Here is a 22,709-nt window from a genome sequence, read left to right as displayed (position 1 = left end):
ACGCGCGAAATCTCATCGTGCGTAAAACCGCAGAAGAAGGGGCGGACGCCTCCCCTTTGCTGGAACAGGCGAGACACCTGCACTACATGCATGACACCCACAATCTGCGCATGTACCCAGAGGTCATTCGGACCTTCGACACTGGCTTTGACATGACTTTTGTGCGCGGCGAAACGTTGTCCTCGTACCTCGATAAATCCAGTCATGCGGACGACGCCATTGCCAATGCTGTTGACGCATTATTCGATCTTGCTCTCACGCTACGGAAGCCGTGGCACCAGGAGGCCGAGCATAGGATCAACTTCCTTCGCGCAGAAGCACTGGAGCGGCGGGGCCGGTTTAAGCGAGCCATCGCCAAGACACACCTATCCTTGAAACCGTCGACGCGATCTCTCGTTTCGCTGCTCGATCAGGTCGTAGCGGACTCCTCGAACTGGGTCTCGCGTGCCATCGACAGCCAAAATGTGGATCAACGGGCCAGACTTTCAATAGCCGTTCACGGTGATTTTGTGCCCTCAAACGTCATTCTCCATGGGCCAGAAACGACGTTTCTAGACGTGCGTGGGGTCTGGTATCAAGGGGTCCCTTTATGGGATCCAATCATGGATCTGGCATCTTTCTGTGTCTTTGCAGAGTCGATTTGGCCAGCTCTGGCGGACTCTGGATTTGCCACGCCCATGCGCCATCCCTTTAGGGAGGGCGAAGTTTTGACGGCCGCCTTAAAATCCATCGCGCTCCAAGCATGGCTTCGAAACGACGCGCATTGGCGGGCGCGGTTCGACGTTTACCGGGGCTTTCGTGTCCTAGGCAATATTGCAAACCATCTCACCACGACTCGCCAAGACGGATTTGACCACGCGATAGCTGTGCTGGGCCCCTACCTATCAATCTCCAAGAGGATTGCTGCTCATGCCACCTGATGTTCGGAATCGGTCGCTTGTCTTCGATTTTGACGGCACTTTGGCGTACCCGAAAGCTCCAATTGGGAAGGACATCTCCGATCGGCTTGGCCTGATTCTTTCCGTCGGAAGAACGTGCATGGGCATCATCACGAGCGCGCCCGCGAAAGACCTTCGGAAACGCATCCCGTCGGTTTTATGGACGTTTGCATGTTCCGATAATCTGATTCTTTTGCCTGACGGGGGAACTTCTCGGATTCCGGAGGGGCAGCCCTCGCCCGAGCCCCCCGGACCATCTGCTAGCTCCGTTGATTCCCTAACGGCCCTCGCTAACTCGGTTGCCCGCGAGCTCGGCCTTCCAAACCCAATGCTCTCGATGTCCGGAAGTCAGCTTCTCGTGTCCTTCACATCCGAGACCGCGGCGCAACAATCGCGCGAGGGCCAAGCACGCGACGCATATTTTCTTCTTGCAGGCCGGGCCAACCTTGGAGTTAACGTCTACCGGGCGGGACAGCGGTCGGTCTCTGTCGTAGCCGACAATTGGAATAAATTGCGAGCGTTGGAATGGCTGGCGACGAGATGGGGCATTGCCCTTGAAGACCTGACCTATATGGGTGATGACTTCGGGCCTGGAGGTAACGACGAGCCCATCCGCAACTCCGCAGCGCATGTTGTGTCGGTCGAGACCCCCCAAGAAACGTTCCTCCGCGTCGACGCCCTGATGAAAGAAGAAGACCTATGAATGAAGCTCACTGGGACCGGCTGGAGGCGACCAGGGCGTACGCAGGTCGCGTGAAGTTGACCGACTACCTCGTTCGCCTGCCCAGCGGCGAGTTGGGCCATTACGAAGTTGACGAGAGCATGCCCTTTGCCGTGGCCGTGCTGATCGAGCAAGACGATGAAATACTTTTGACCCGCCAGTACCGCTTCCCTCTAAACGCCTGGATTTTTGACTTACCGGGAGGTGCCGGCGAGGAAGGAGAACTTCCTGAGATTGCCGCGCGCCGTGAAGTGCAGGAAGAGCTCGGACTAAGCATTGATTCCATAGTGGCCCTTCAACACTTCTTCCCAAATCCTGGACGGTCAGCTTGGCCGGTTTATTTGTTTCTCGCCAAAGTCGCCGAGGAAGGCCTGGCTGCTCTAGACGACCCTTGGGAACGAGTAGCAGGTCGGCGCGTTAAGAAGTCCCATGTCAGGGAAATGATCGCGGCGGGCGAGCTTGTTGATCCGTCTCTTCTCATAGCTTGGCAGAGCGCTACGGCGAAGGGCCTTCTCGGTGTTTAGCGACAGAGCCCCTACCGCCCAGAGAAACAACTCTCTTCTCTTCGGCGCGGTCATGGTTGATGCCGTAGGAGTTGGGTTCTTCCTCCCGATCTCTCTCCTAGTGCTCATTCGACGTAATGGACTCGACTCGGTCGACGCAGGTGCCGCAGTAACCGTCGGGGCGCTCGTGGCCATCTGTACGATTCCGAGCGCGGGCCAGCTGGTGGGTCGACTCGGGCCGCGTCGCGGGCTACAGACCAGCAATTTACTTTCTGCAGTAGGAGCTGGCCTCTATCTGGTTGCGTATTCGTCCCCCTTGGCAGCGGTAGCGAGTTTTGTCGGAATGTTCGGTGACAAGGTATATGGCGCCGCGTGGCCGGCGCTTGTTGCCTCGATGTTCGGCCGCGACAGGGTTGGGAGCTGGCTGGCGACGGCGAATGCTGTTCGTACAGGCGCCGTGGCAGTCGGTTCCATCGCTGCGACTGTGCTTTTGGCCAGCGGTTCAACGCGCGCACTGACTTGGGCAGTGGTAGCCAATACCGCAAGCAAGACGCTCTCTATGCTGGCTGTCGCATGGCTGAGATCCGAGAAGTGGGCTCCATCCGAGAAAACTTCTTTCAAGGATGTACTTGAACCTTTGGCAAACCGTTCATTTATGCGTCTCCTGACAGGGCAGACACTCTTATCAGTTGCTTGGGCGGTGACGCCGGTAGTCTTTCCGCTCCTGCTCGTGGCCGGCCTCGGATTACCCGTTTTCTGGGCCACAGTTGTGCTCGCCGTGCGTTATGGCGTGATCGCTCTCTTGCAAATCCCTATCAGAAAAGCGACCAATAGCTGGTCAGATTCAACCGTCATGGGAACGACGTACGTCCTAGTCCTTGCCTCTCTCATCCTCTGCTCCGTGATGCTGTCGTCTCGTAGCCACAATTTTTCAGTGACGGGATCGGCGGCTCTCATCGCAGTGGTCGGTATAGCACTGGCGGAAATTCTCTCAAAACCAGCCGCGTCGCAAGCAGCTGTACTGGCATCGCCCACCGGCCGCGAAATACCTTTCATGGCCCTCTTTCAACTCTCCTGGACCCTGTCATATGCCGCTGCGCCGCTACTAGTAGGAGTAGGCGTCGAGAAGCCGCTCTTTATGTGGGTTGCCCTGATTCTGCTAGTCGGAGCTGGTGGCTTCGTCCAATTGATCCCCCAACTGAAGGAATGGCATGCAAAGCTTCGATGAGGATGAGACCGCTAGACAAGATGACTGTGAGTTGATAGCCGCAGCCGCAATAACGGCCGTTGACATCAACGCGCCTGCCCAAAGTCTTCCGCGCTGGAAACAGGCAGAGCTGCTTTACGAAGCTGCTCGTATTGCGGTGTCCGAGGTACTGCCTGGCGACCCTTCTTGGTCAACCCTGCAAAATCTGGACGCCCCTCAATCGCGAGCCCTGTACAGAACCGCTGTCATGTCGCTCGAGCTGAGCAAAGCGAATGGGAACGGTAAAACTCGGGAACTTGCTGAGCGCGTGCGTGAAGGCGCAAGGCTCATCTACTTCACTAGTCCCTTTACCTTTTCGATCCAGACGGCGACCAAAGACAGGGTAGTCTCAGGACCTCAGATTCGCGTCGTAGTGCCATTTCGAGACGATTCAACGCGGCAATCTCGGTTTCAGAATCTGATCACACTCGTCGAACGTCTGAATCAACAAACCCTACGGAAACAAATTCGAATCGTGGTCGTGGAAGGCGACATCTCTGAGCGTCACGAGTACTTGCTTTCATGCCTGGTCGATGAATATGTATACGTTCAACATTCGGGTCCGTTCAACAAATCGATGCTCGTAAATCGGGGTGTTGCATCATCCAACGGTGACGAGGATATTCTGATTCTCGACGGCGACCTCTATCTGCCTGACAACTTTATTGAGCTAATCGTCCACGCTCGGCAAGAGAAGGGGAGGAACTTCGTGCCGGGAAACAGGGGGCTTTTTCTCGACAGCAAGTCCTCCGATGATCTGCGCAATCATGACACACCTGACGCCGCCATCGAGCTTTCCGGCTATGCACTAGCCGATCCTCGAGGTCTTTGCGTCGCTACCAACGTTAGAGACTTCCGAGCCATTGGCGGCTTTGATGAATCGTTTATTGGTTGGGGAGGGGAAGATCGGGACTTTCACATGAGGCTGAATGCGGCGAGACGTGTTGGTCGACTCAGGGGTGATTTGTTTCACTTGGCTCATCAGCGTCCCGACATGAATCCGTACACAGAGTCACTCGCCTGAGGCTGCCCCGAGCCCGGACAGGTGGTTAGTTGGTTAGGCTGCCAGTGTGAATTGGCGGCGTTCGTACTCTAACGGGCTGAGACAGCCGATGCTGGAGTGGCGCCTTCGGCCGTTGTACCACCCGTCGATCCAGGTGTAAGCGCTGCGGCGTGCAGCGTCGAGATGGAAGAACCGCGCCAGATCCGCCCGCGCCAGCTCACCCCTAAACCGCCCAAAAACAGCGGTCTGATCATCACTGAGGAATTCCACCGCCACGCCCTCACACTACCGAACCACGAGGCTTAGCGTTCAATCCTGTTCCATTACTACCAAGACCCCGGCCCGCTCCTGCTGCACGATCTCCAATTTGCCAGGCCAGCAGCGCGCGGCTGTCCGTCAGCTTTTCGGCCCCCAGCGGGCAACGATGGCATCCTCAATAGCTTTCCGCTGCGAGATCCCATGTTCAGCAATAGCTTGGTCCAGCAGTTCCATAACCGATATGGAGATTCGAGGGCCGATTGCGATGGTGGCCTCCCGCTTCTTTGTCGTCGCAGCAGCGGGAGTCTGTTGGAGGGCGGGCGCGGCAGCGGGTTGAGTCTTAGTGCGGGCGCGACGATGTCTACGGGATCCAGGCGCTCGTCCGGCGCCGGTTTGGGGCCGCAACGGGCTGGAAGGACCGGCCTGTCTTTCATAGTCTCTGTCATCGGATGATCTTCTCTGCTAGTTCCTTGTAGGCGTCAACGACAGGCGAGCCCTTTCGGTACTCCCCGTACCATTCCTGAGTAAGCCTCATCTTCTGGACGATTGTCCGGTGCGGAACTAGCGGCATCAGCAGCATGCCAGTATCCCTCAGCTGATCGATACTGTTTGCAGCGATCCTGCTGATCGGGCCGTTGATTCAGTGGCTGATGCCCTTGTTTACTGTTCCCGCACGCCCGCAAGAACCCATGCCAGCCGCTGCTGTGCGCAGGCAGTAGGCATTCGGGGAGGGCAGTGACGCCAAGCCACGCCGACTCGCGAAACGCAAGTGCCGCCGTCGTACTTCCTGTGAAAAGTACGACGGCGGCACTCGCCGTTTGTTCCGGGGCTGAACGCTAGGCGGTCTGGCCTGCGTGCTGGCCTTCCGAGATCTCTTCAACAACCTTCGCGTTGAACGCCGGGAGGTCGTCCGGATTCCGGCTGGTGACGAGGCCTTGGTCCACCACCACTTCCTCGTCGGTCCAGTTGGCGCCCGCGTTCCGGAGGTCGGTCTGGAGCGTATGGTATGACGTGACGTTGCGGCCCTTGATGACGCCCGCGTCGATGAGGATCCACGGTCCGTGGCAGATCGAGGCCACCGGCTTGTGTTGCTCGAAGAAGGCCCGCGTGAAGTTCTGGGCGTCCTTGTCGACCCGTAAATGGTCGGCGTTCACGACGCCACCGGGGAGTACCAGTGCGTCAAAGTCGGATGCGTTCGCGTCGGCTACCGCGAGGTCGACGTCGAAGGTGTCACCCTTTTCGACGCCGTTGAATCCCTGGAGCTTTCCCTTGGAGAGGGCTACGAGCGTGGGCTGGCCTCCGGCGTCCTTCACGGCCTGCCAGGGGCTGGTGAGTTCGACCTGCTCCACGCCGTCCGTCAGAAGGAATGCGACCTTCTTGCCTGTGATGCTGTGTTCTGACATTGTTCCTCCTCCATTTGCGCGGTGGATTGCTTCTTGAGCGTGGGCCGCCGCCGTGAGAGTTGTTTGTCTGACTTGTTCAAGCCTAGGGAAGGTCATTTTAGTAAGCAAGCTGAGTATTCATTTGCCGTCGATTCCGGGTGCGCACCGCCGGTCTCCGGGTCTACCCCTACTTCCCCTTCTTCCCGCCCCTCTTAGCCGCAGCATTCATCGCCGACTTCACCGCTGGCGGGAGTCCCGCCGTCTCGGTTTCCGGCTCAGCGACGGTCCCGCGCCAGCGAGCCAGCCCCTTCATGCCGTGATAAATCACCAGGGCCGCAGCAGACCCCAAAGCAATGCCGGTGAACTTCAGCTCGCCAATGGTCCATGTGTAATCAGCGATACCGATGATCAGGGCAACAGCAGCCGTGGTCAGGTTGATCGGGTTGGAGAAGTTGACCTTGTTCTGCACCCAGATCTTCACGCCGAGCACACCGATCATGCCGTACAGCATGGTCGCCGCGCCGCCGAGGACGCCGGGTGGCACGGTTGCGATCAGTTCGCCGAATTTCGGGGAGAAGCTCAGCAGGATGGCGAAGATGCCGGCCACCCAGTAGGCCGCCGTCGAGTAGACCTTGGTGGCGGCCATGACGCCAATGTTTTCCGCGTAAGTCGTAGTACCGGAACCGCCGCCGAAGCCGGCAAGTACGGTGGCGGCGCCATCGGCCATCAGCGCCCGCCCGGAGACGCCGTCGAGGTTTTGGCCTGTCATCGCGGCAACCGACTTCACGTGCCCCACATTTTCAGCGACCAGCACCAACACCACCGGCACGAACAGCCCCACAACGCCGATGTGGAACTCGGGCGTTTGGAACAGCGGCAGGCCCACCCAGGAGGCGGCGTCCATCTTTTCGTAGTTGACCTCGCCGCGCATCATCGCCACGAGATAGCCCACCACAACGCCCACCAGAATGCTCAGCCGCCCCAGGATTCCGCGGAACAGGACGCTGACCAGGATGATCGTGACCAGCGTGACCAGGGCGGTGACGGGAGCGGCGTCGAAGTTGTTCTTGGCAGCCGGAGCCAGGTTCAGGCCGATCAGCGCGACAATCGCGCCCGTGACGATCGGCGGCATCAGCCGGTTGATCCATTCGGCGCCGAACTTCTGGACCACCGCACCAATAAGCGCCAGTACGACGCCGGCAAGCACCACGCCGCCCAAGGCGCCAGCAACGCCGTACTGCTGCTGGGACGCCAGAATCGGAGCGATGAACGCGAAGCTCGAACCCAGGTAGCTGGGCACGCGGCCCTTGGTGATGACGAGGAAAAGCAGCGTGCCGATGCCCGAGAAGAGCAAGGTGGTGGCGGGCGGCATGCCGGTGATGATGGGGACCAGGAACGTCGCGCCGAACATGGCGACGACGTGCTGCATGCCGATGCCGATAGTGAGGGGCCAAGCCAGCCGCTCGTCGGGCGAGACCACGTGGCCCGGGCGGATCGACTTCCCGTTGCCGTGGAGCTTCCATTTGGTGCCGAGCATGCTCATGGCGGGCCTTCCTCAGAAGAATGTTGGGATTCGCTGCAACATTACCGCCATTCTGGGGCCCGTTCTACGCGCCTCGCGCGTCGTTTGGCGCACAAAACGGGCCTCGCAACGGAGATCCCGCAGGAGGACTGTGCCGAACGTCACGGTCCGTCATGGGAAGAGGACATGTGAAGTTGAAGTTGCAACCATGGAAAGCAGAAGCGCCTGGCCATCCCGAAGGCCCGGGCACAGCGAAAGGTTCACGAATGACGATCGCCCACGAAGAAGCAGTCATTGACGCCGCAGCAGTCGACGCCATTTTTGCCGAAGCCCGCACGGCCAACAGCTTTGCCGGTGAGGTCACCGACGAGCAGGCCCGCGCCATCTACGAGCTCACCAAGTTCGGCCCCACAGCTTTCAACTCCCAGCCCCTGCGCGTGACTTACGTCCGCTCGGAGGAGGCCCGCGCCAAGCTGGTTGACGCGCTGTCCAAGGGCAATCAGGCCAAGACCGCCTCGGCTCCGTTGGTCGCCATCCTGTCTTACGACACCGATTGGCACGGCCAGTGGGACAAGTTCCTCCCTGCCTACGGCGCCCCCAAGGCAATGTACGACGCCGACCCCGCCTTCGCCGCAACCACGGGCAACAACAACGCCCACCTGCAGGCCGGATACTTCATTCTGGCTGTACGCTCGCTCGGCTTCGCTGCCGGCCCGATGACCGGCGCTGACTTCTCTGCCATCGACGCCGAATTCTTCCCGGCGGGGGATCAGAAGAGCTTCCTCGTGGTCAACATCGGCCAGCCCGGCCCGGATGCCTGGGGCGAAGCCAAGCCAAAGTTCGCTTACGAAGAGGTCGTTCGCACAGTTTAATTTTCTCGTGCTGTTTCGCCGATGCTCTCGTACGTTATGTGCGAGAGCATCGGCGTTTAAGGGTCGGGATGTGAGAGAAGATCCGGGGGTTTGGATGTTCTCTCACATCCTGCGGCTATTTCGGCATCCCTCTCGCAGATCCCGTCAGTTCTGACTCGCTGAGTGGCAAACTATGCCTATGCGGAACCTCATCTGGGTGGCATTTACGGAGCCCGTGCGGCCGGGGCTGGTGTTTCCGCGGAGCGACTGGCCGCTTCACATCACGTTGTTAAGGTTCGACGTCGGAACGGACGTGAGTGCCGACGTCGCCGATGTCCTCGCTGACTTGGCCGAGGCGCCAGTCCAGGGAGCCCTTGGAACGCAACTGACCATTGGGGAAGAAGCGGGCTTTGGCCACATGGGGTCCATCCCCGTGAGCTTGGTGGAACAAAACCCGTTGCTCCAAGGCCTGCACGAGGAACTCTTCGATGCCGTGGTCAGCGTGGGCGGGCGCATCGCTACGCCGAACTACGTCCTCGAACGCTACCGACCGCACATCTCGCATCACGACGGCAAGCGCCCAAAGCCGGGAGACGTCGTCGTGCTTGACCAGGTGGCGCTGGTGGACATGGCGCCGGAAGGCAACCACACCATCCGGCGCATCCTCAGGCTCTGGACGCAGGACGCTGCAGAGGCTGAGGACTCGCAAACCGCCTGAACCTAGGCGATGACCCCATCCACCAAAGCCTTGGCTTCCTCCTGCACCTTGGCCAGATGGTCGGCGCCCTTGAAGGACTCGGCGTAGATCTTGTAGACATCCTCGGTCCCGGAGGGGCGGGCCGCGAACCAGGCGTTCTCGGTAACAACCTTCAGGCCGCCGATTGAAGCGCCGTTGCCGGGTGCTTCCGTGAGCTTGGCGGTGATGTCTTCGCCCGCCAATGAAGTGGCCGTGACGTCTGCGGCAGAGAGCTTGCCCAGCTTGGCCTTCTGCTCGCGGGAAGCCGCGGCATCGATTCGGGCGTAGACAGGCGCGCCGAACTGGTCGGTGAGTCCCTTGTACAACTGCGACGGGGATTTACCCGTGACAGCCGTGATTTCCGAGGCCAACAGGGCCAAGAGGATGCCGTCCTTGTCCGTGGTCCACACGCTGCCGTCGCGCTTGTTAAAGGAGGCGCCTGCCGATTCCTCGCCGCCGAAAGCACCCTCGCCGGACAGCAGTCCCGGCACGAACCACTTGAAGCCGACGGGAACTTCAACCAGCTTGCGGCCCAGCCCTGCAGCGACGCGGTCGATGATCGAGGACGAAACCAGCGTCTTACCCACAACGGACGCGGGATTCCAGCCACTGCGGTTGCGGTACAGATAGTCGATGGCGACGGCCAGGTAGTGGTTCGGGTTCATGAGTCCACCATCCGGCGTGACGATGCCGTGGCGGTCGGCGTCGGCGTCGTTACCCGTGGCGACGTCGTAGGCGGCGGTACCGTCCGCGCCCAGAGACATGCGCTTGATGAGCGAGGCCATAGCCGACGGCGAGGAGCAGTCCATGCGGATCTTCTCATCCCAGTCCAGTGTCATGAAAGCCCACTGCGGGTCGACGGTGGGGTTCACCACCGTCAGGTTGAGCTGGTGGCGCTCACCGATCTCGCCCCAGTAGTCAACGGACGCGCCGCCCATGGGATCGGCACCGATGCGGACACCGGCGTTGCGGATCGCGTCAAGGTCCAGAACGGACGGGAGATCGTCAACATAGCTGCTGAGGAAATCGAACTTTCCAGTGGTGTCCGCATTCAAAGCATCGTTCAGCGGAATGCGCTTGACCCCCCGGAGGCCGTTCTCAAGGAGCTGGTTGGCGCGTTCTGCGATCCACCCTGTGGCATCGGTGTCGGCCGGTCCGCCGTGCGGGGGGTTGTATTTGAAGCCACCGTCGCCGGGCGGGTTGTGGCTGGGCGTGACAACAATGCCGTCGGCCTGGGGTGTCCCCGGCGCGGCTTCGCGGTTGTACTTGAGGATGGCGTGGCTCAGAGCGGGCGTGGGCGTGTAGCCGTGGCGTGCATCCACGAGCACCGTGACGCCGTTGGCCGCGAGGACCTCCAGCGCAGAGTTCTGCGCTGGCTCGCTCAGGGCGTGGGTGTCGCGTCCGATGAACAGCGGCCCGGTGATGCCTTGGCGGCCGCGGTATTCAACGATCGCCTGCGTGATCGCGAGGATGTGGGGCTCGTTGAACGACGACTTCAAGCTGGAACCGCGGTGGCCCGATGTTCCGAACGCCACGCGCTGCGCGGGATCGCCCAAATCCGGAGTGACGTCGAAGTACGCGTCCAGCAGGGCTGTGATGTCAACAAGGTCTTGGGGAAGGGCAACTGTGCCCGCTCGGCTAGCCATGTCGTCCAGCATGCCAGACCACCCCGGTGGCTGACAGCAAATGTCCCGGGATCCGGCCCCTGTGACGCAGAATGGCGGCGATGTGGCGCCGGATGAGCCAAAGATTTACCTCGCGTTTACGAGCGGCGGCTTTAGTGGGAGGATTCCGCCCTGTCGCCCGCCCTGACACTGCGCGGAAGCGGAAAAGCGCGTTGCCTTATGCGGCGCACCCGGCGGCGGTAGGGTGGGAAACAAAGACTTAGCGAGGGGGATTCCCATGTCAGATCAACCATCCAAGGGCAACGAGGACAAACCGGCGGGCTACGAACCGCCGCAATACATCCCGCCCGCCGAATTCAGCCCGCCGGAGCAGAGCTCACAGACGCAGCCGCTTCCGCCGTACGACCAAGGCGCATACACGCAGAACGCCCAAGGCAAGGACGATTTCTACACTCAGCCGCTCCCGCCCACGAGCCAGGGCCAGAGCAGTGCTGGCCAGAGCAGTGCCAGCCAGGGCCCGTACACACCCGGTGATTACAGCCAGCCGAGTCCCTCTCCCTACGGGCAGCCGCCGAGCCCTTATAACCAGAGCCAGTACAACCAGGGCCAGTTCAACCAGGCCCCGTACCAGCAGCAGCCCTACGGCCAGCAGAACCCGTACGGCCAGCCGGCGTATTACGCCATGCCCACCCAGCCAAAGGGCCTGAGCATTGCGAGCATGTGCTGCGGCATTGCCACTTTTATTGGCTTCGGGTTCTTCATCCTGCCGCAGATCGCAGCCGTGATCCTGGGCCACCTTGCCCTCAATCGCGAGCCCGCCAGCAAGGGCATGGCGATTGCCGGCCTGATCATGGGATACGTGGGCGTGGCGATCACGGTGGTCGTCTTGATCTTCTTCTTCGCGGCGATCGGGGCCTCGAGCGGCAGGTACAACTACTAACGCGTACGACGGCGACCCTTACGTCAGGTGGGAATCCCACAGAACGTAAGGGTCGCCGTCGTTGTTAAGCGCAGGGTAGGTGGCTCACGTGCCGTCAGGCCACCCGAATTCGTCAGCGACACCGAATTCGTCAGCGCCACCCGAATTCGTGTGCGACACAGCAACGGACCAGCGCTGCCCGGATGTAGGCGGCGCTGGTCCGTTTGCGTGTCGCCAGCGGGTTTCCGTGACGAAAGCCAGCTACCGCACCCCGCCCATCAGCTTCTTGATGGCTGGTGATCCAGCAGCGAGGGCCACAGCCAACACCACAGCCACGCCGCCAATGCCCAGGAAGTACGGGAGTTCGTCGTCGGGGTTGTAAAGGCCGGCAAGGATGCCTGCCAAAGTGGTGCCCAGGGAGACGGACAGGAAGAACAGCGCCACCATCTGGGTATGGAAAGCCTGCGGGGCGAGCTTGGTGCTCACGGACAGGCCAATGGGGGAGAGGAAGAGCTCCGCCAGCGTGAACAGGAACAGGATTCCCACCAGCGCCAGCAGCGGGGTCTTGCCCTCGCCGGCCAGAGGGATGAAGCAGAGGAAAGCGAGGCCCATGATGAGCAGGCCCGCCGAGAATTTCAGCGGGGAGCTCGGCTGCTTGGAACCCAGCTTGGTCCACAGCGCAGCCATGACGCCGGCGAAGATGATGATGAACACCGGGTTGATGGACTGGACCCATGCGGCCGGCATTTCCCAGCCGAACAGGTTGCGGTCCAGTTTCTCCTCGGAATACACGGCGATGAACGTGAACTGCTGCTGGAAGAGTGCCCAGAACGCAGCCGATGCGATGTACAGCGGGATGAAGGCAACTACGCGTTTACGCTCCACACCGCTAACGAGCGGGCTGCGGAAGATCAGGAAAAGGTAGATCACCGAGGCGCCGATGGCGGCATAAGCCATGCTGCGTGCCAGGTTGTCGGCGTTAACGGTGCCCGTGCCGAGCAGTACGCCGATCACGATCAGGATGCCGAGGAAGATCAGCCCGTACCGGGTGCGGTCAGCAGCCGGCAGCGGGTTGGGAACGCGGTGCGCTTCGGCGGGGAGCTTGTTGCGGCCCAGTGAGTAGATGAGAAGGCCGATCGCCATGCCCACTGCCGCTGCGCCGAAGCCCCAGTGGAAGCCGTTGCTCTCCTGCAGCCAGCCGGTGACCAGCGGGCCGATGAGTCCGCCGATGTTGATGCCCATGTAGAAGATGGAGAAACCGGCGTCGCGGCGTTCGTCCTTCTCGCCGTACAGGCTGCCGACCAGCGCCGTCGCGTTGGCTTTCAGGCCACCGGAGCCGATACCCACAAGTACCAGCCCCGCGATCAGTCCGGGAATGCCGGGCAGGAGGGCCAGCGCGATGTGGCCGGCCATGATCATGAGGGCTGAGCCGAAGAGGACCTTTTCGGAACCGAAGATACGGTCAGCAAGCCAGGCGCCCAGGATGGTGGACAGGTAAACGCCGCCACCATATGCGCCCACCAAGCCGGCGGCGAGGCCCTTGTCTATGGACAGCCCGCCTTGGTCGGCGGTGAAGTACATGTAGTAAAGCAGGATGCCCTGCATGCCGTAGAAGGAGAATCGCTCCCACATCTCCACGGAGAAGAGGCTGGCCAGCATCTTTGGGTGGCCGAAAAATGACGTATCGCCCGATGGTTTTTGGGGCGTAGCCGTGGTTAGAGGTGTGCTCATTTCCTCAATGCTGGCATTGACGGCAGGCATTGTCACATCGAAAGGTGCCCATGGCAACCACTTTCCATATGGTAGACAACCGCACAATCCCGCTTACTGAAAGGCCTCCAGAACGGCCGCGAGCTGGAGAAGCTGCAGCTCAGAGCCCTGTTTCCCGATCACCTGAATGCCCATCGGCAGGCCACTTGCTGTCACATGGACGGGGATGCTGATCGCCGGCAATCCGCACACATTGACCATGGAGGACCAAGGTGCGTACTCGCATTGCCTTCTGTAATCTTCGTCCGCGTCACCGGCCCACTCGCTCGGCCAGGGCTCACTGCTGTGGCCGCCGCCCGTGAACCAGCCGATCGGGCGTGGTGTCTGCGCCAGCGTGGGCATGAGGATGACGTCCCACTCCGCGTATTGCGCGATCGTGTCGTGCTCGAACTGCCGGAGGAAACCCAGGGCTTCATTGACCTTCAACGCGCTGCGCTGCTGCGCACGACGACGGAACGTCCGGGTGAGCGGGGTCAGGAGCGCCTCGCGCTGGGGTGCGATTCGCGCACTTCCGACGCCGGCAGTCCAAGCTGCGGTGAACGCCTCGGGGTAGCGGTTGTCGTAGCGGATCTCCGCTTCCGCAACACGGTGCCCTGCCTCCTCAAGCAGCTTGATCCCCCGCGCCAGGGCGTCCAATGCTTCCTGTTCCACCCCGAAAGGGAAAACGCCGGCCCACGGGCTATCCAGGCTCACGCCTACATTGAGCGGCGTTGGGGCGTGGCCAACGTTGGCGAGATAACCGCCGTCGGGCGCTTGTCCGCGGGGGACCAGTGCGTCCATCAGCAGGGCAGCGTCTGCCGCCGTACGCGCCAGCGGTCCGGCGACCACCAATTTAGCTGCATCGCCCGCGCTCGCTCCGGACGGCACCACGCCGCGCCCGGGCTTGAGTCCCACCAGTCCACAGGCGCCGGCCGGAATCCGGATGGAACCGCCGCCGTCGGTCCCGGGAGCGAACGGAACCATGCCCGCTGCCACGGCCGCAGCGCTTCCGCCCGACGATCCACCGGAACTTCGGCTTAAGGAATGGGGATTGCGCGACGGCGGTGCGATGCGGTTTTCGCTGTACGCGGTGAGTCCGAACTCCGGAACCTGCGTCTTGCCTAGCGAGATGCCGCCCTGGCCTCTCAAAGTGGCTGCGAGGGCGCCGTCCTCCGGCGCAGGTTTGTGCTCCAACGCGGCACTGCCGTGAGTAGTGGGAATGCCTGCCACGTCAGTGAGGTCCTTGAAGGCCAAGGGCACACCATGCAACAGCGGCAACTCAGAAAGGCGGCCATCGCTGCACAGTTTCGAATGGAGATTGTCTGCCCTGCTGGCGTCGGCCATCGCTTGCTCTGGAGTAACGGTAATAAAGGCGCCCAAGTGCCTGTTCCGGGCCTCGATGACGGAAAGGAAATGACTAGTCACCTCCCTCGCCGACAGCTCGCCGGATGCGAGGGCATCGCGAAGCTCCACTGCGCTGAGGGCTTGCGGGGAAAGATCAACCAAGGAAACGAGACTCCAACCGTTCCTCCACAGCGATGGCGTCCACACTCTCGCCAGCACCTGCAGTAACCCGGAATGCAGCCTTGTTCTTGACTTCGGACACCACTTCCACAAGTTCGGTGTCCCGGTAAACCAGCCCCACGCCGTCGTCGGTGCAATGCGCCTCGCCCAGCGTGCCGTTAGCCACGAGCTTGTGGATGGCAGGAGCGCGGCGGGGCTCGGAATCGTAGTGGACGCCGTTGGCGTAAGGAAGGAAGCCAAGCGCGTTGGTCACCGGCTGCAATTCAGGCCCGAAGGAGTCCGTCACACCGCTCTTGAACCAACAAATGGAACCCGCGGAAACGCCGGCCAGGACCACGCCGCTTTCCCAAGCCTTCCGCAAAATTCCATCCAGGCCGTGTGCCCGCCATACGGCAAGCAGGTTGACCACCGAACCACCGTGGACCCACACCACGTCCTGCTGCAGAAGATGCGCTTCGGGGTCCTCAATATTGGGCATGGTGAAGAGGTTCAGATGAGCGAAATCAAACCCGGCGATGCGGGCCGCCTGATCCATCTCAGCCGCCCACCAGCGTTGGTCACCTGATGCCGTACCAATGTGGGTCACGCGCGGTGCGCGGCCACTTACCCCGGATAACTCCACGGCGTAGTGCATGAGGTGGTCGAACTCGATGCGGGTCCGGCTGCCTGGCTTGTAACCGCCGGATGTTGCGAGGATGGTGGGTTGGCCAGCCGCCATGGTCCTGCTCCTAACAGCCGATTCAAGGGAGTCCTTGCGTCCCAGTCTTAGTGCCGTAACCGCGGCGCGCAAGCGACGTCCCGCTTCGCGGCCGCTGCGACTAGGCTGGATGATGACCTGAATCGATGGGAAGGAACCGCCATGAGCGACTTCGAAACCGTGCCTGTGGGCGATATTCCGGCTGATGCCAGCATCCTGGACGTTCGTGAGGACTATGAATGGGTTGCCGGACACGTTGAAGGTGCACGGCATATCCCCATGGACCAACTGCCGAACCGCCTGGATGAACTGGATCCGGACGACGACCTTTTCGTCATCTGCCGTACCGGTGGCCGCTCCTTCCGCGTCGTCCAGTGGCTGGTGGGACAAGGCTACTCAGCAGTGAACGTAGCCGGGGGGATGGATATGTGGTTCGAAGCCGGCAGGCCGATGGTGTCGGACAACGGCCTCAAGCCAGTGGTTCTCTAACCTCCGGCTCAGCCTTTCCCACGCATATAACCACCAAGGAATACTCAATGTCAGCACCGACCTACACGTTCCTGGGCCCTGAGGGAACGTTCACTGAGACCGCCCTCATGCAGGTCCCCGGCGCCGCTGATGCCTTCCGTATTCCTTGTACCAACGTGAACACGGCGCTCGAACGAGTGCGCAATGGCGAGGCCGACGCCGCCATGGTTCCCATCGAAAACTCGGTGGAGGGTGGCGTGACCGCGACGTTGGACGCCATTGCCACGGGCCCCGAACTCCGGATCATCCGTGAGGCGCTCGTTCCTATTACCTTCGTGCTCGTGGCGAGGCCCGGCGTCGTGCTTTCGAGTATTAAGCGCATTTCCACCCATGGCCACGCGTGGGCTCAATGCCGCCTGTGGGTGGATGAAAACACTCCGAACGCGGACTATGTCCCCGGTTCTTCTACCGCCGCATCAGCCATGGGCCTCCTTGAGGGAGATGCGCACTACGACGCCGCTATTTGCGCGCCGCTGATCGCGTCTGAGCAACCCGGACTCAACGTTCTGGCCGAAAACATTGGCGACAACCCGGACGCAGTCACCCGCTTTATCCTGGTGAGCCGGCCGGGTACCTTGCCTGAACGCACGGGTGCCGACAAGACCACCGTTGTGGTCCCGCTGCCGGAGGACCACCCCGGTGCCCTCATGGAGATCCTTGACCAGTTCGCTTCGCGAGGGGTCAACCTGAGCCGAATCGAATCACGCCCCACCGGCCAGTACCTTGGCCACTACTTCTTCAGCATCGATGCCGACGGTCACGCGTCGGATTCCCGCGTTGCTGATGCCTTGGCAGGTCTGCACAGAATCAGCCCGGCAACCCGTTTCCTGGGCTCATATGCTCGTGCCGATAAGCAAGCTGCGGTGGTTGCCCCACATACTTCGGACGCCGCCTTTGCCTCCGCTCATGCGTGGGTCCAATCGATTCTGAAGGGCTAGGTCGCGCTGCGTCTGGCGCTAAATAATTGAACCTTCAACCCCTTTCGCGCTGATGCAAGTGTGCGTATGCTTGCCTGATCCATAAACGATGGATGAATGCCCAAAAGAAGGGAGCGGTCATGTCTGTCCACCGAGATGACAAAGACGGCCAGGGCATGATCGTCAATCCCAAGCCCTCCGGCGAGAACAAGGACGACTGGGACGGCGACGAAGCTGACCGCGCGGATCGACTCCGTTTTGAAGAAGAACAAGCGATGATCCGAGAGCAGGCCGAGGCCCGGGCTGCAGCGAAGGCGGCAGCCGAAGCAGCCGCAGCGAATGCGGCCCAACCCGAGAAGGGCGCAGTCTAGAGGGTTTGAGCCTTCGGTACCCGCACCAACAGCGAACCCGGCTGGACCTGAACGGTGACCTCCGTGGCCTCGCCCGCGGGGTCGCCGTCGAGCTGGGTCGCCATAGGTTCCTGGCTGCGAATGGTGACCTTGCCGGAGCGATAGAAATTCATCACCGGCAGATTCCGCTTGTGCTTGAACAGGATCTTTGCGTACATGGCAATCCATCCGAAGGCACTGCGGGGGCTGATGACGACGATGTCCAGCATGCCGTCGTCGATCATGGCTTCCGGAATGAAATCAATGCCTCCGGGAATCAGGCCACAGTTGGCAAAAAGCACGCTGCGGATTTTCCGGGCCTGCTCCGGCTGGTCATCCATGGTGATGGTGACACGCTTGCGGCGGCCGGGCAGATGCCGGACTCCGGCCTCGGTGTAGGCGAGCCAACCCACGGACTTCTTCAAGTCTTCCTTCGTATCGCCAAGAACCTCCGCATCGAGGCCCATACCGGCGATCACCAGGAACGTGTGGGTGGATGATTCTCCCGTGATGTCGTTGTCTATGGCCATGGTGGCGGTGTCGATAAAGCGCTGATGGCCAAAGAGGGCGATCTGGATGCAGTCGGCGATGTCGTTGACGTCCAGTTCGACATTTCGAGCCAGAAGGTTGCCGGTACCCAGCGGAATGAGGCCCATCGCCACGCCCTTATGCGCCAGCGACTCAGCCACGACACGCACTGTGCCGTCGCCGCCGCACGCAAGAACGACGTCGGCCCCGTACTCCAGCGCTTGGCGCGACTGCCCGTAACCGGGGTCCTCCAGGGTGGTCTCGAAGAACTGGGGACTGTCCCAACCGGCGAGGTCGCATGCGTCGATGATTGCTTGGCGGGCCTCGATCGACTTGTTTTTCACAGGGTTGAGGATCACCGCAACCTTCTGATGCCCAGGCTCCGGCTTGTGCGTGTCCTCCCGAACCGCGCTCCTGATGTGACGGGCTCTCAACCGGCGCACACCCCACCAACTGGAGACGGCAAACGCCACACCCCCAGCGAGAATCACGTACAGGATCCAGTCGCTCATGGTGCTCCAACACTATCGCCCTGCGTAGTCCTGATTTCACGGTGTTATTTCACTGCGTTCTTTTCGGCGCTTGCACGCCTCTGGGTCCGCACGGGAAATCAGCGGCCCATTCGATACTCTTGTGTGGTGATCGACGTAAAAGACCTCAGCGAAAATCCGGACAAGTTCCGTGCCAGCCAGCGCGCCCGTGGCGCCGACGAGTCCGTTGTGGACGCGATCATCTCCGCCGACTCCGACCGCCGTGCCGCGCTGATCCGCCACGAAACCCTCCGTGCCGAGCAGAACGCCTTCGGCAAAAGGGTTGCCCAGGCAAAGGGTGAGGAAAAGCAGGCTCTGCTGGCCGAGGTCAAGGAACTGGCCAACTCGGTGAAGGCTGCTTCCGCTGAAGCCGCTGCTGCCCAGGCCAAACAGGAAGAGCTCCTCCGCGGCATCCCCAACCTGATCGTGGATGGTGTTCCTGAGGGCGGCGAGGACGATTACGTTGTGGTCAAGACCGTGGGTACCCCGCGCGAATTCACGGATTTCGAGCCGAAGGACCATTTGGAAATCGGCGAACTGATCGGCGCGATCGACATGGAACGCGGCGCCAAGGTCTCCGGCGCGCGCTTCTACTTCCTTCGCGGTGTTGGCGCCCGGTTGGAAATGGCCCTTCTGCAGATGGCCATGGACCAGGCGATCGAGGCCGGCTTCGTCCCCATGATTACCCCCACCTTGGTGCGTCCCGAGACCATGCAGGGCACCGGTTTTGATGTAAAGCACGACGCCGAGATCTACCGTCTCGCTGAAGACGACCTTTATCTTGTGGGAACCTCGGAGGTGGCCCTCGCGGGCTACCACGCAGACGAGATCCTGGACCTCTCTGCCGGTCCCATCCGCTACGCCGGCCAGAGCTCCTGCTACCGCCGCGAGGCCGGTTCGCACGGCAAGGACACCCGGGGCATCATCCGCGTGCACCAGTTCAACAAAGTCGAGATGTTCATCTACACCACCGTTGAAGAAGCGGCTGCCGAACATGAGCGCCTGCTCGCCTGGGAAGAGGAAATGCTGGCCAAGTGCGAGCTTCCCTACCGCGTGATCGATACAGCTGCGGGCGACCTCGGCATGTCCGCTGCCCGCAAGTTCGACTGTGAAGCCTGGGTTCCTACCCAGAACGCCTACCGCGAGCTCACGTCCACGTCCAACTGCACCACGTTCCAGGCCCGCCGCCTCAACATCCGCGAACGCGTGATCAACGACGAAGGCGTTGCCAAGGGCACCCGCGCCGTCGCAACCCTGAATGGCACCCTGGCCACCACCCGCTGGATCGTTGCCCTGCTGGAGCACCACCAGAACCCGGACGGCTCGGTCAACGTTCCCAAGGCGCTGCAGAAGTACATTGGCGGGCTTGAGGTTCTTCCGGTCCTGTAGTTCTCTCCGCGGAAGACCCCGCCCTTGTTCGGCAAACCCACCTTTGAAGGGAGGGAATGGCGAACAAGGGCGGGATTTTTCGTTGGGGTCTGTTCCTCAACAGGGGAGGGTTATCCACATGGCCGCCTCAACTGACTCCTGCGAAGCGTGATCCGGCGCAAGGTAGGTGAATGGACATGCTCCCCGGGCTCATCGAAACTCCAGCAATCCTCCGGACGGGGATGGGCACGAGTCCTGTCCACGAAAGATTCACTGCTGGGGAGATGGTCCGCATCCGCCGGGGATACTACGTGGATGTTCCGCGTTGGTTGGAAGCCAAGCCGTGGGCCCGGTTCGCTTGGAGCTTGGCTGCCGCAGCACGGGCGATGCCGGACCTGATCCTGTGCAGGGAAACGTCGGCTTTCGTTAGAGGACTGCCCATCCTTCGAACACCTCCTTACGTGGAATGCACGACGCCGTCTCCGAGCAGATCAGGCCGGCGCCGACCAACGTTGACAGTGGTCGGAGAGAGCCGGGAGGCCCGGCAAATCCGTGGTGAAGGTGGCTTCCCGGTGCGCTTCTACCTGAGCAAGGATCAAACGCCGGAATTGGTCGGAGCGTATCAATGTACCGGTTTAGTTCGGACTGTCATGGATATCGCCTTCTCCTCGCGACTCAGTCAATCCTTGGTGGTTGCAGACGGCGTCGCGAGAGAGCTGTGGAGACGAGGCGGGCTGCCCCCTAATGGAAGGCTCCTGGATGTGGACGAGGTCGCCGCTTTACTGAACAGCCACCCGCATGAAGCAGCACGCCGCCGTGCCGAGCTCGTCCTTTCGTTGGCTAGTCCACTGCCGGAGTCAGTTGGTGAGTCTTACAGCCGGGCCGCATTTGAGTACTTGGGCTTTGAGCAACCGGAACTACAACACGACTTCAGCGATGTCGACGGGTTCATCGGCCGAAGCGATTTCTGGTGGCCCCCCACCGGCAGGTCCCGGGGCGTGGTAGGCGAATTTGACGGAAAGGCCAAGTACACCGAGGCGGAACTGAGGAATGGCGCATCGCCGGAGGAAATCGTCTACAAAGAGAAGCTGAGGGAGGACCGCATTCGGGCCCTCGGATTCGGTTTCGTGCGTTGGGGCTGGGCGCATATTGAGAATCCGGAGAGGCTCCGCAGCAAACTCATCGGCGTTGGCCTCGTCCCGGCTGCACAACGTCGATGAACTTCAGCTGCACAAATCCCGCCCTTGTTCGTCCCACCCGCCCTTGAGAGGAGGGAGTGCCGAACAAGGGCGGGATTCTTCGGAGCGGCCGCGCCGTGGGATGGCGGAGCGGAGCACGGCGTGGGACGGCGGGGCGGGGCGGAGCACGGCGGAGTGTTCACTCGGCGTTAATCCCGTGCTGTGTCCTCGGTCCTAGTGCGGTGTCAGAGGTGTCTGCTCTACTGGAACCATGACTATTTTGACTGACACTCCAGTTGCTGGCATCGATGACCAGCCAAATGACAACAACAAACTCATGATCGCATTGGACGTTGACGGCACGCTCGTGGACCACGATGGCCACATGTCTGCAGAGGTTAGGGCGGCTGCCCAAGAGGTGGTGGCAAGCGGGCACGACGTCATGATCGCCACCGGCCGGTCGCTGAATGCCACCCTGCCCATCATCGAGCAAATCGGCTTGGAACGTGGCTACGCGGTGTGCTGCAACGGCGGCGTGACGCTCCGGCTGGATCCCACCCTTGAGGCCGGCTACGAGATCATCCACAAGGCAACGTTCGATCCCGCTCCGGCTCTGAAGGCCCTGCGCGAACGCCTGCCCAACGCGAAGTACGCCCTGGAGGATGAAGACGGAAACTTCCTCTCCACGGAGCGTTTCCAGGACGCCAGCTTCGGCGTCGAGGCAATCGGCGTGGACTTCCAGACCATGCTGGAGGCCACGGCGGTACGCGTGGTGGTCTTCAGCAGCGACAACACCTCGGACGACTTCAACCACGCCATCCGCCACATCGGCCTTTCCGGCGTGACGTACTCGGTGGGCTGGACTGCGTGGCTGGACATTGCCGCCGAGGGCGTGACCAAGGCCAGTGCACTGGAGGCCCTGCGCCAGAGGATCGGCACGGAGCAGGCCAACACGGTGGCGGTGGGCGATGGCCGCAACGACATCGAGATGCTCACATGGGCCGGCAGGGGAGTGGCGATGGGCCAAGCTCCCGAGGAAGTAATCGCCGCTGCGAATGAGGTCACCGCGTCAGTATTCGACGACGGCGCCGCCCTGGTTCTCCGCAGCCTGCTGTAACAGCCGCGCAGCGCGGAACTACCGGACCCCTTAGTCCACCCGCCCGCGCCAGGCACCGGTTTCGCGGCCGCGGTCCTCGATGAAGTCCTTGAATTTATCCAGGTCCGCGGCCACTTGCATCTCGTCGGCGGAGAGCGCGGCGCCGGCCTTCTCCACGAATCCTTCAGGCTCCCATTCGAGGGTCACGTTGACGCCGCAGTGCTCGGGTCCGAGGTTGTCGAAGCGGACTGTGCCGGCGTTGCGGGGTGCGTCGATGCTTTCCCACGCAATGACGGTATCCGGAACTTGTTGGGTAATGCGGGCATCATATTCGCGCCGCACTCCGCCGACCTTGGTTGAGAAGTGGAGTGTTGAATCGTTGATCTGGCGGACGTTTTCCACGCCGCTCATGAACTCGGGAAACTTTTCGAACTGGGTCCACTGGTTGTAGGCGACCGAAACCGGTACCTCTACCTCGATGGCTTTCGTGACGGTTTGCAT

22 protein-coding genes are annotated in these 22,709 nt (G+C 61.4%); 14 read left to right on the top strand and 8 right to left on the bottom strand.

Annotated elements, in window-relative coordinates; all coding sequences use genetic code 11:
• Positions 1-17 precede the first annotated feature (17 nt).
• From AB4Z15_RS16320 to AB4Z15_RS16300, 5 genes are all read left to right on the top strand, one after another.
• Positions 18-920: a hypothetical protein gene (locus tag AB4Z15_RS16320; RefSeq protein WP_442005197.1), complete on the top strand. Its 903-nt coding sequence runs from the start codon at positions 18-20 to the stop codon at positions 918-920.
• Positions 921-1,296: 376 nt separating this feature from the next.
• The gene (locus AB4Z15_RS16315) at positions 1,297-1,641 is read left to right on the top strand and encodes an HAD hydrolase family protein (protein ID WP_442005196.1); all 345 of its coding nucleotides are present in this window, start codon (positions 1,297-1,299) and stop codon (positions 1,639-1,641) included.
• A gap of 50 nt (positions 1,642-1,691) precedes the next feature.
• A complete protein-coding gene (locus AB4Z15_RS16310) occupies positions 1,692-2,183 on the top strand; it encodes an NUDIX hydrolase (protein WP_442005195.1) in 492 nt (163 codons plus the stop codon).
• Entirely contained in the window at positions 2,176-3,390 is a 1,215-nt protein-coding gene (locus AB4Z15_RS16305) for an MFS transporter (protein ID WP_442018123.1), read from the top strand. Before AB4Z15_RS16310 ends, AB4Z15_RS16305 begins: the two co-directional genes overlap by 8 nt.
• Positions 3,374-4,432 (top strand): galactosyltransferase-related protein, encoded by a 1,059-nt coding sequence (locus AB4Z15_RS16300; protein WP_442005193.1) that lies wholly within the window; start codon positions 3,374-3,376, stop codon positions 4,430-4,432. Before AB4Z15_RS16305 ends, AB4Z15_RS16300 begins: the two co-directional genes overlap by 17 nt.
• A 1,073-nt stretch (positions 4,433-5,505) precedes the next feature.
• Here AB4Z15_RS16300 and AB4Z15_RS16295 read toward each other — a convergent pair.
• A complete protein-coding gene (locus AB4Z15_RS16295) occupies positions 5,506-6,072 on the bottom strand; it encodes a type 1 glutamine amidotransferase domain-containing protein (protein ID WP_442005192.1) in 567 nt (188 codons plus the stop codon).
• 166 nt (positions 6,073-6,238) lie between these two features.
• Positions 6,239-7,594: a uracil-xanthine permease family protein gene (locus AB4Z15_RS16290; RefSeq protein ID WP_442018122.1), complete on the bottom strand. Its 1,356-nt coding sequence runs from the start codon at positions 7,592-7,594 to the stop codon at positions 6,239-6,241.
• 245 nt (positions 7,595-7,839) lie between these two features.
• Between AB4Z15_RS16290 and AB4Z15_RS16285 the strand changes: the two genes are divergently transcribed.
• Both AB4Z15_RS16285 and AB4Z15_RS16280 read left to right on the top strand, forming a co-directional pair.
• Positions 7,840-8,445, top strand: coding sequence for a malonic semialdehyde reductase (locus tag AB4Z15_RS16285; protein WP_442018121.1), 606 nt, complete (start codon positions 7,840-7,842; stop codon positions 8,443-8,445).
• A gap of 178 nt (positions 8,446-8,623) precedes the next feature.
• The gene (locus AB4Z15_RS16280; RefSeq protein ID WP_216924279.1) at positions 8,624-9,142 is read left to right on the top strand and encodes a 2'-5' RNA ligase family protein; all 519 of its coding nucleotides are present in this window, start codon (positions 8,624-8,626) and stop codon (positions 9,140-9,142) included.
• Between the two features lie 2 nt (positions 9,143-9,144).
• On the opposite strand, the gene pgm is transcribed toward AB4Z15_RS16280, so the two are convergent.
• On the bottom strand, positions 9,145-10,806 hold the full coding sequence (pgm, locus tag AB4Z15_RS16275) for a phosphoglucomutase (alpha-D-glucose-1,6-bisphosphate-dependent) (RefSeq protein ID WP_442005188.1): 1,662 nt from the start codon (positions 10,804-10,806) through the stop codon (positions 9,145-9,147).
• A 256-nt stretch (positions 10,807-11,062) separates the two neighbouring features.
• Here pgm and AB4Z15_RS16270 point away from each other — a divergent pair, with 256 nt between their 5' ends.
• Complete coding sequence (locus AB4Z15_RS16270) at positions 11,063-11,725, top strand: DUF4190 domain-containing protein (RefSeq protein WP_442018120.1); 663 nt, start codon at positions 11,063-11,065, stop codon at positions 11,723-11,725.
• 240 nt (positions 11,726-11,965) lie between these two features.
• On the opposite strand, the gene AB4Z15_RS16265 is transcribed toward AB4Z15_RS16270, so the two are convergent.
• From AB4Z15_RS16265 to AB4Z15_RS16255, 3 genes are all read right to left on the bottom strand, one after another.
• On the bottom strand, positions 11,966-13,465 hold the full coding sequence (locus tag AB4Z15_RS16265) for a peptide MFS transporter (RefSeq protein ID WP_442018119.1): 1,500 nt from the start codon (positions 13,463-13,465) through the stop codon (positions 11,966-11,968).
• A 63-nt stretch (positions 13,466-13,528) separates the two neighbouring features.
• Positions 13,529-14,959, bottom strand: coding sequence for an amidase (locus tag AB4Z15_RS16260; protein ID WP_442018118.1), 1,431 nt, complete (start codon positions 14,957-14,959; stop codon positions 13,529-13,531).
• Positions 14,952-15,695, bottom strand: a complete 744-nt coding sequence (locus AB4Z15_RS16255; protein WP_442018117.1) for a Type 1 glutamine amidotransferase-like domain-containing protein — start codon at positions 15,693-15,695, stop codon at positions 14,952-14,954. The genes AB4Z15_RS16260 and AB4Z15_RS16255 overlap by 8 nt, the downstream gene beginning before the upstream one ends.
• A 141-nt stretch (positions 15,696-15,836) precedes the next feature.
• Between AB4Z15_RS16255 and AB4Z15_RS16250 the strand changes: the two genes are divergently transcribed.
• The 3 genes from AB4Z15_RS16250 (at position 15,837) to AB4Z15_RS16240 (ending at position 17,490) form a co-directional block, all read left to right on the top strand.
• Complete coding sequence (locus tag AB4Z15_RS16250; protein WP_442005183.1) at positions 15,837-16,163, top strand: rhodanese-like domain-containing protein; 327 nt, start codon at positions 15,837-15,839, stop codon at positions 16,161-16,163.
• A 47-nt stretch (positions 16,164-16,210) separates the two neighbouring features.
• On the top strand, positions 16,211-17,140 hold the full coding sequence (pheA, locus tag AB4Z15_RS16245; protein WP_442018116.1) for a prephenate dehydratase: 930 nt from the start codon (positions 16,211-16,213) through the stop codon (positions 17,138-17,140).
• Between the two features lie 119 nt (positions 17,141-17,259).
• The gene (locus AB4Z15_RS16240; protein ID WP_216924263.1) at positions 17,260-17,490 is read left to right on the top strand and encodes a hypothetical protein; all 231 of its coding nucleotides are present in this window, start codon (positions 17,260-17,262) and stop codon (positions 17,488-17,490) included.
• On the opposite strand, the gene AB4Z15_RS16235 is transcribed toward AB4Z15_RS16240, so the two are convergent.
• Positions 17,487-18,548, bottom strand: coding sequence for a diacylglycerol/lipid kinase family protein (locus AB4Z15_RS16235; protein ID WP_442018115.1), 1,062 nt, complete (start codon positions 18,546-18,548; stop codon positions 17,487-17,489). The two genes, AB4Z15_RS16240 and AB4Z15_RS16235, sit on opposite strands and share 4 nt — an antisense overlap.
• Positions 18,549-18,674: 126 nt before the next feature.
• Between AB4Z15_RS16235 and serS the strand changes: the two genes are divergently transcribed.
• From serS to AB4Z15_RS16220, 3 genes are all read left to right on the top strand, one after another.
• Positions 18,675-19,955 carry a serine--tRNA ligase gene (gene serS, locus AB4Z15_RS16230; protein ID WP_442018114.1) on the top strand — a complete coding sequence of 427 codons (1,281 nt, stop codon included), beginning with the start codon at positions 18,675-18,677 and terminating at the stop codon, positions 19,953-19,955.
• A gap of 170 nt (positions 19,956-20,125) precedes the next feature.
• Entirely contained in the window at positions 20,126-21,154 is a 1,029-nt protein-coding gene (locus tag AB4Z15_RS16225; RefSeq protein ID WP_442018113.1) for a hypothetical protein, read from the top strand.
• Positions 21,155-21,383: 229 nt separating this feature from the next.
• The gene (locus tag AB4Z15_RS16220) at positions 21,384-22,229 is read left to right on the top strand and encodes an HAD family hydrolase (protein ID WP_442018112.1); all 846 of its coding nucleotides are present in this window, start codon (positions 21,384-21,386) and stop codon (positions 22,227-22,229) included.
• 30 nt (positions 22,230-22,259) lie between these two features.
• Here the strand turns inward: AB4Z15_RS16220 and AB4Z15_RS16215 are convergent, their stop codons facing one another.
• Positions 22,260-22,709: an SRPBCC family protein gene (locus AB4Z15_RS16215; RefSeq protein ID WP_442005177.1), complete on the bottom strand. Its 450-nt coding sequence runs from the start codon at positions 22,707-22,709 to the stop codon at positions 22,260-22,262.

The organism is Paenarthrobacter sp. 2TAF44 (assembly GCF_052114885.1).
In the GTDB taxonomy this organism is placed as follows: domain Bacteria; phylum Actinomycetota; class Actinomycetes; order Actinomycetales; family Micrococcaceae; genus Arthrobacter.
This window is presented reverse-complemented; position numbering and strand designations above follow the sequence as displayed.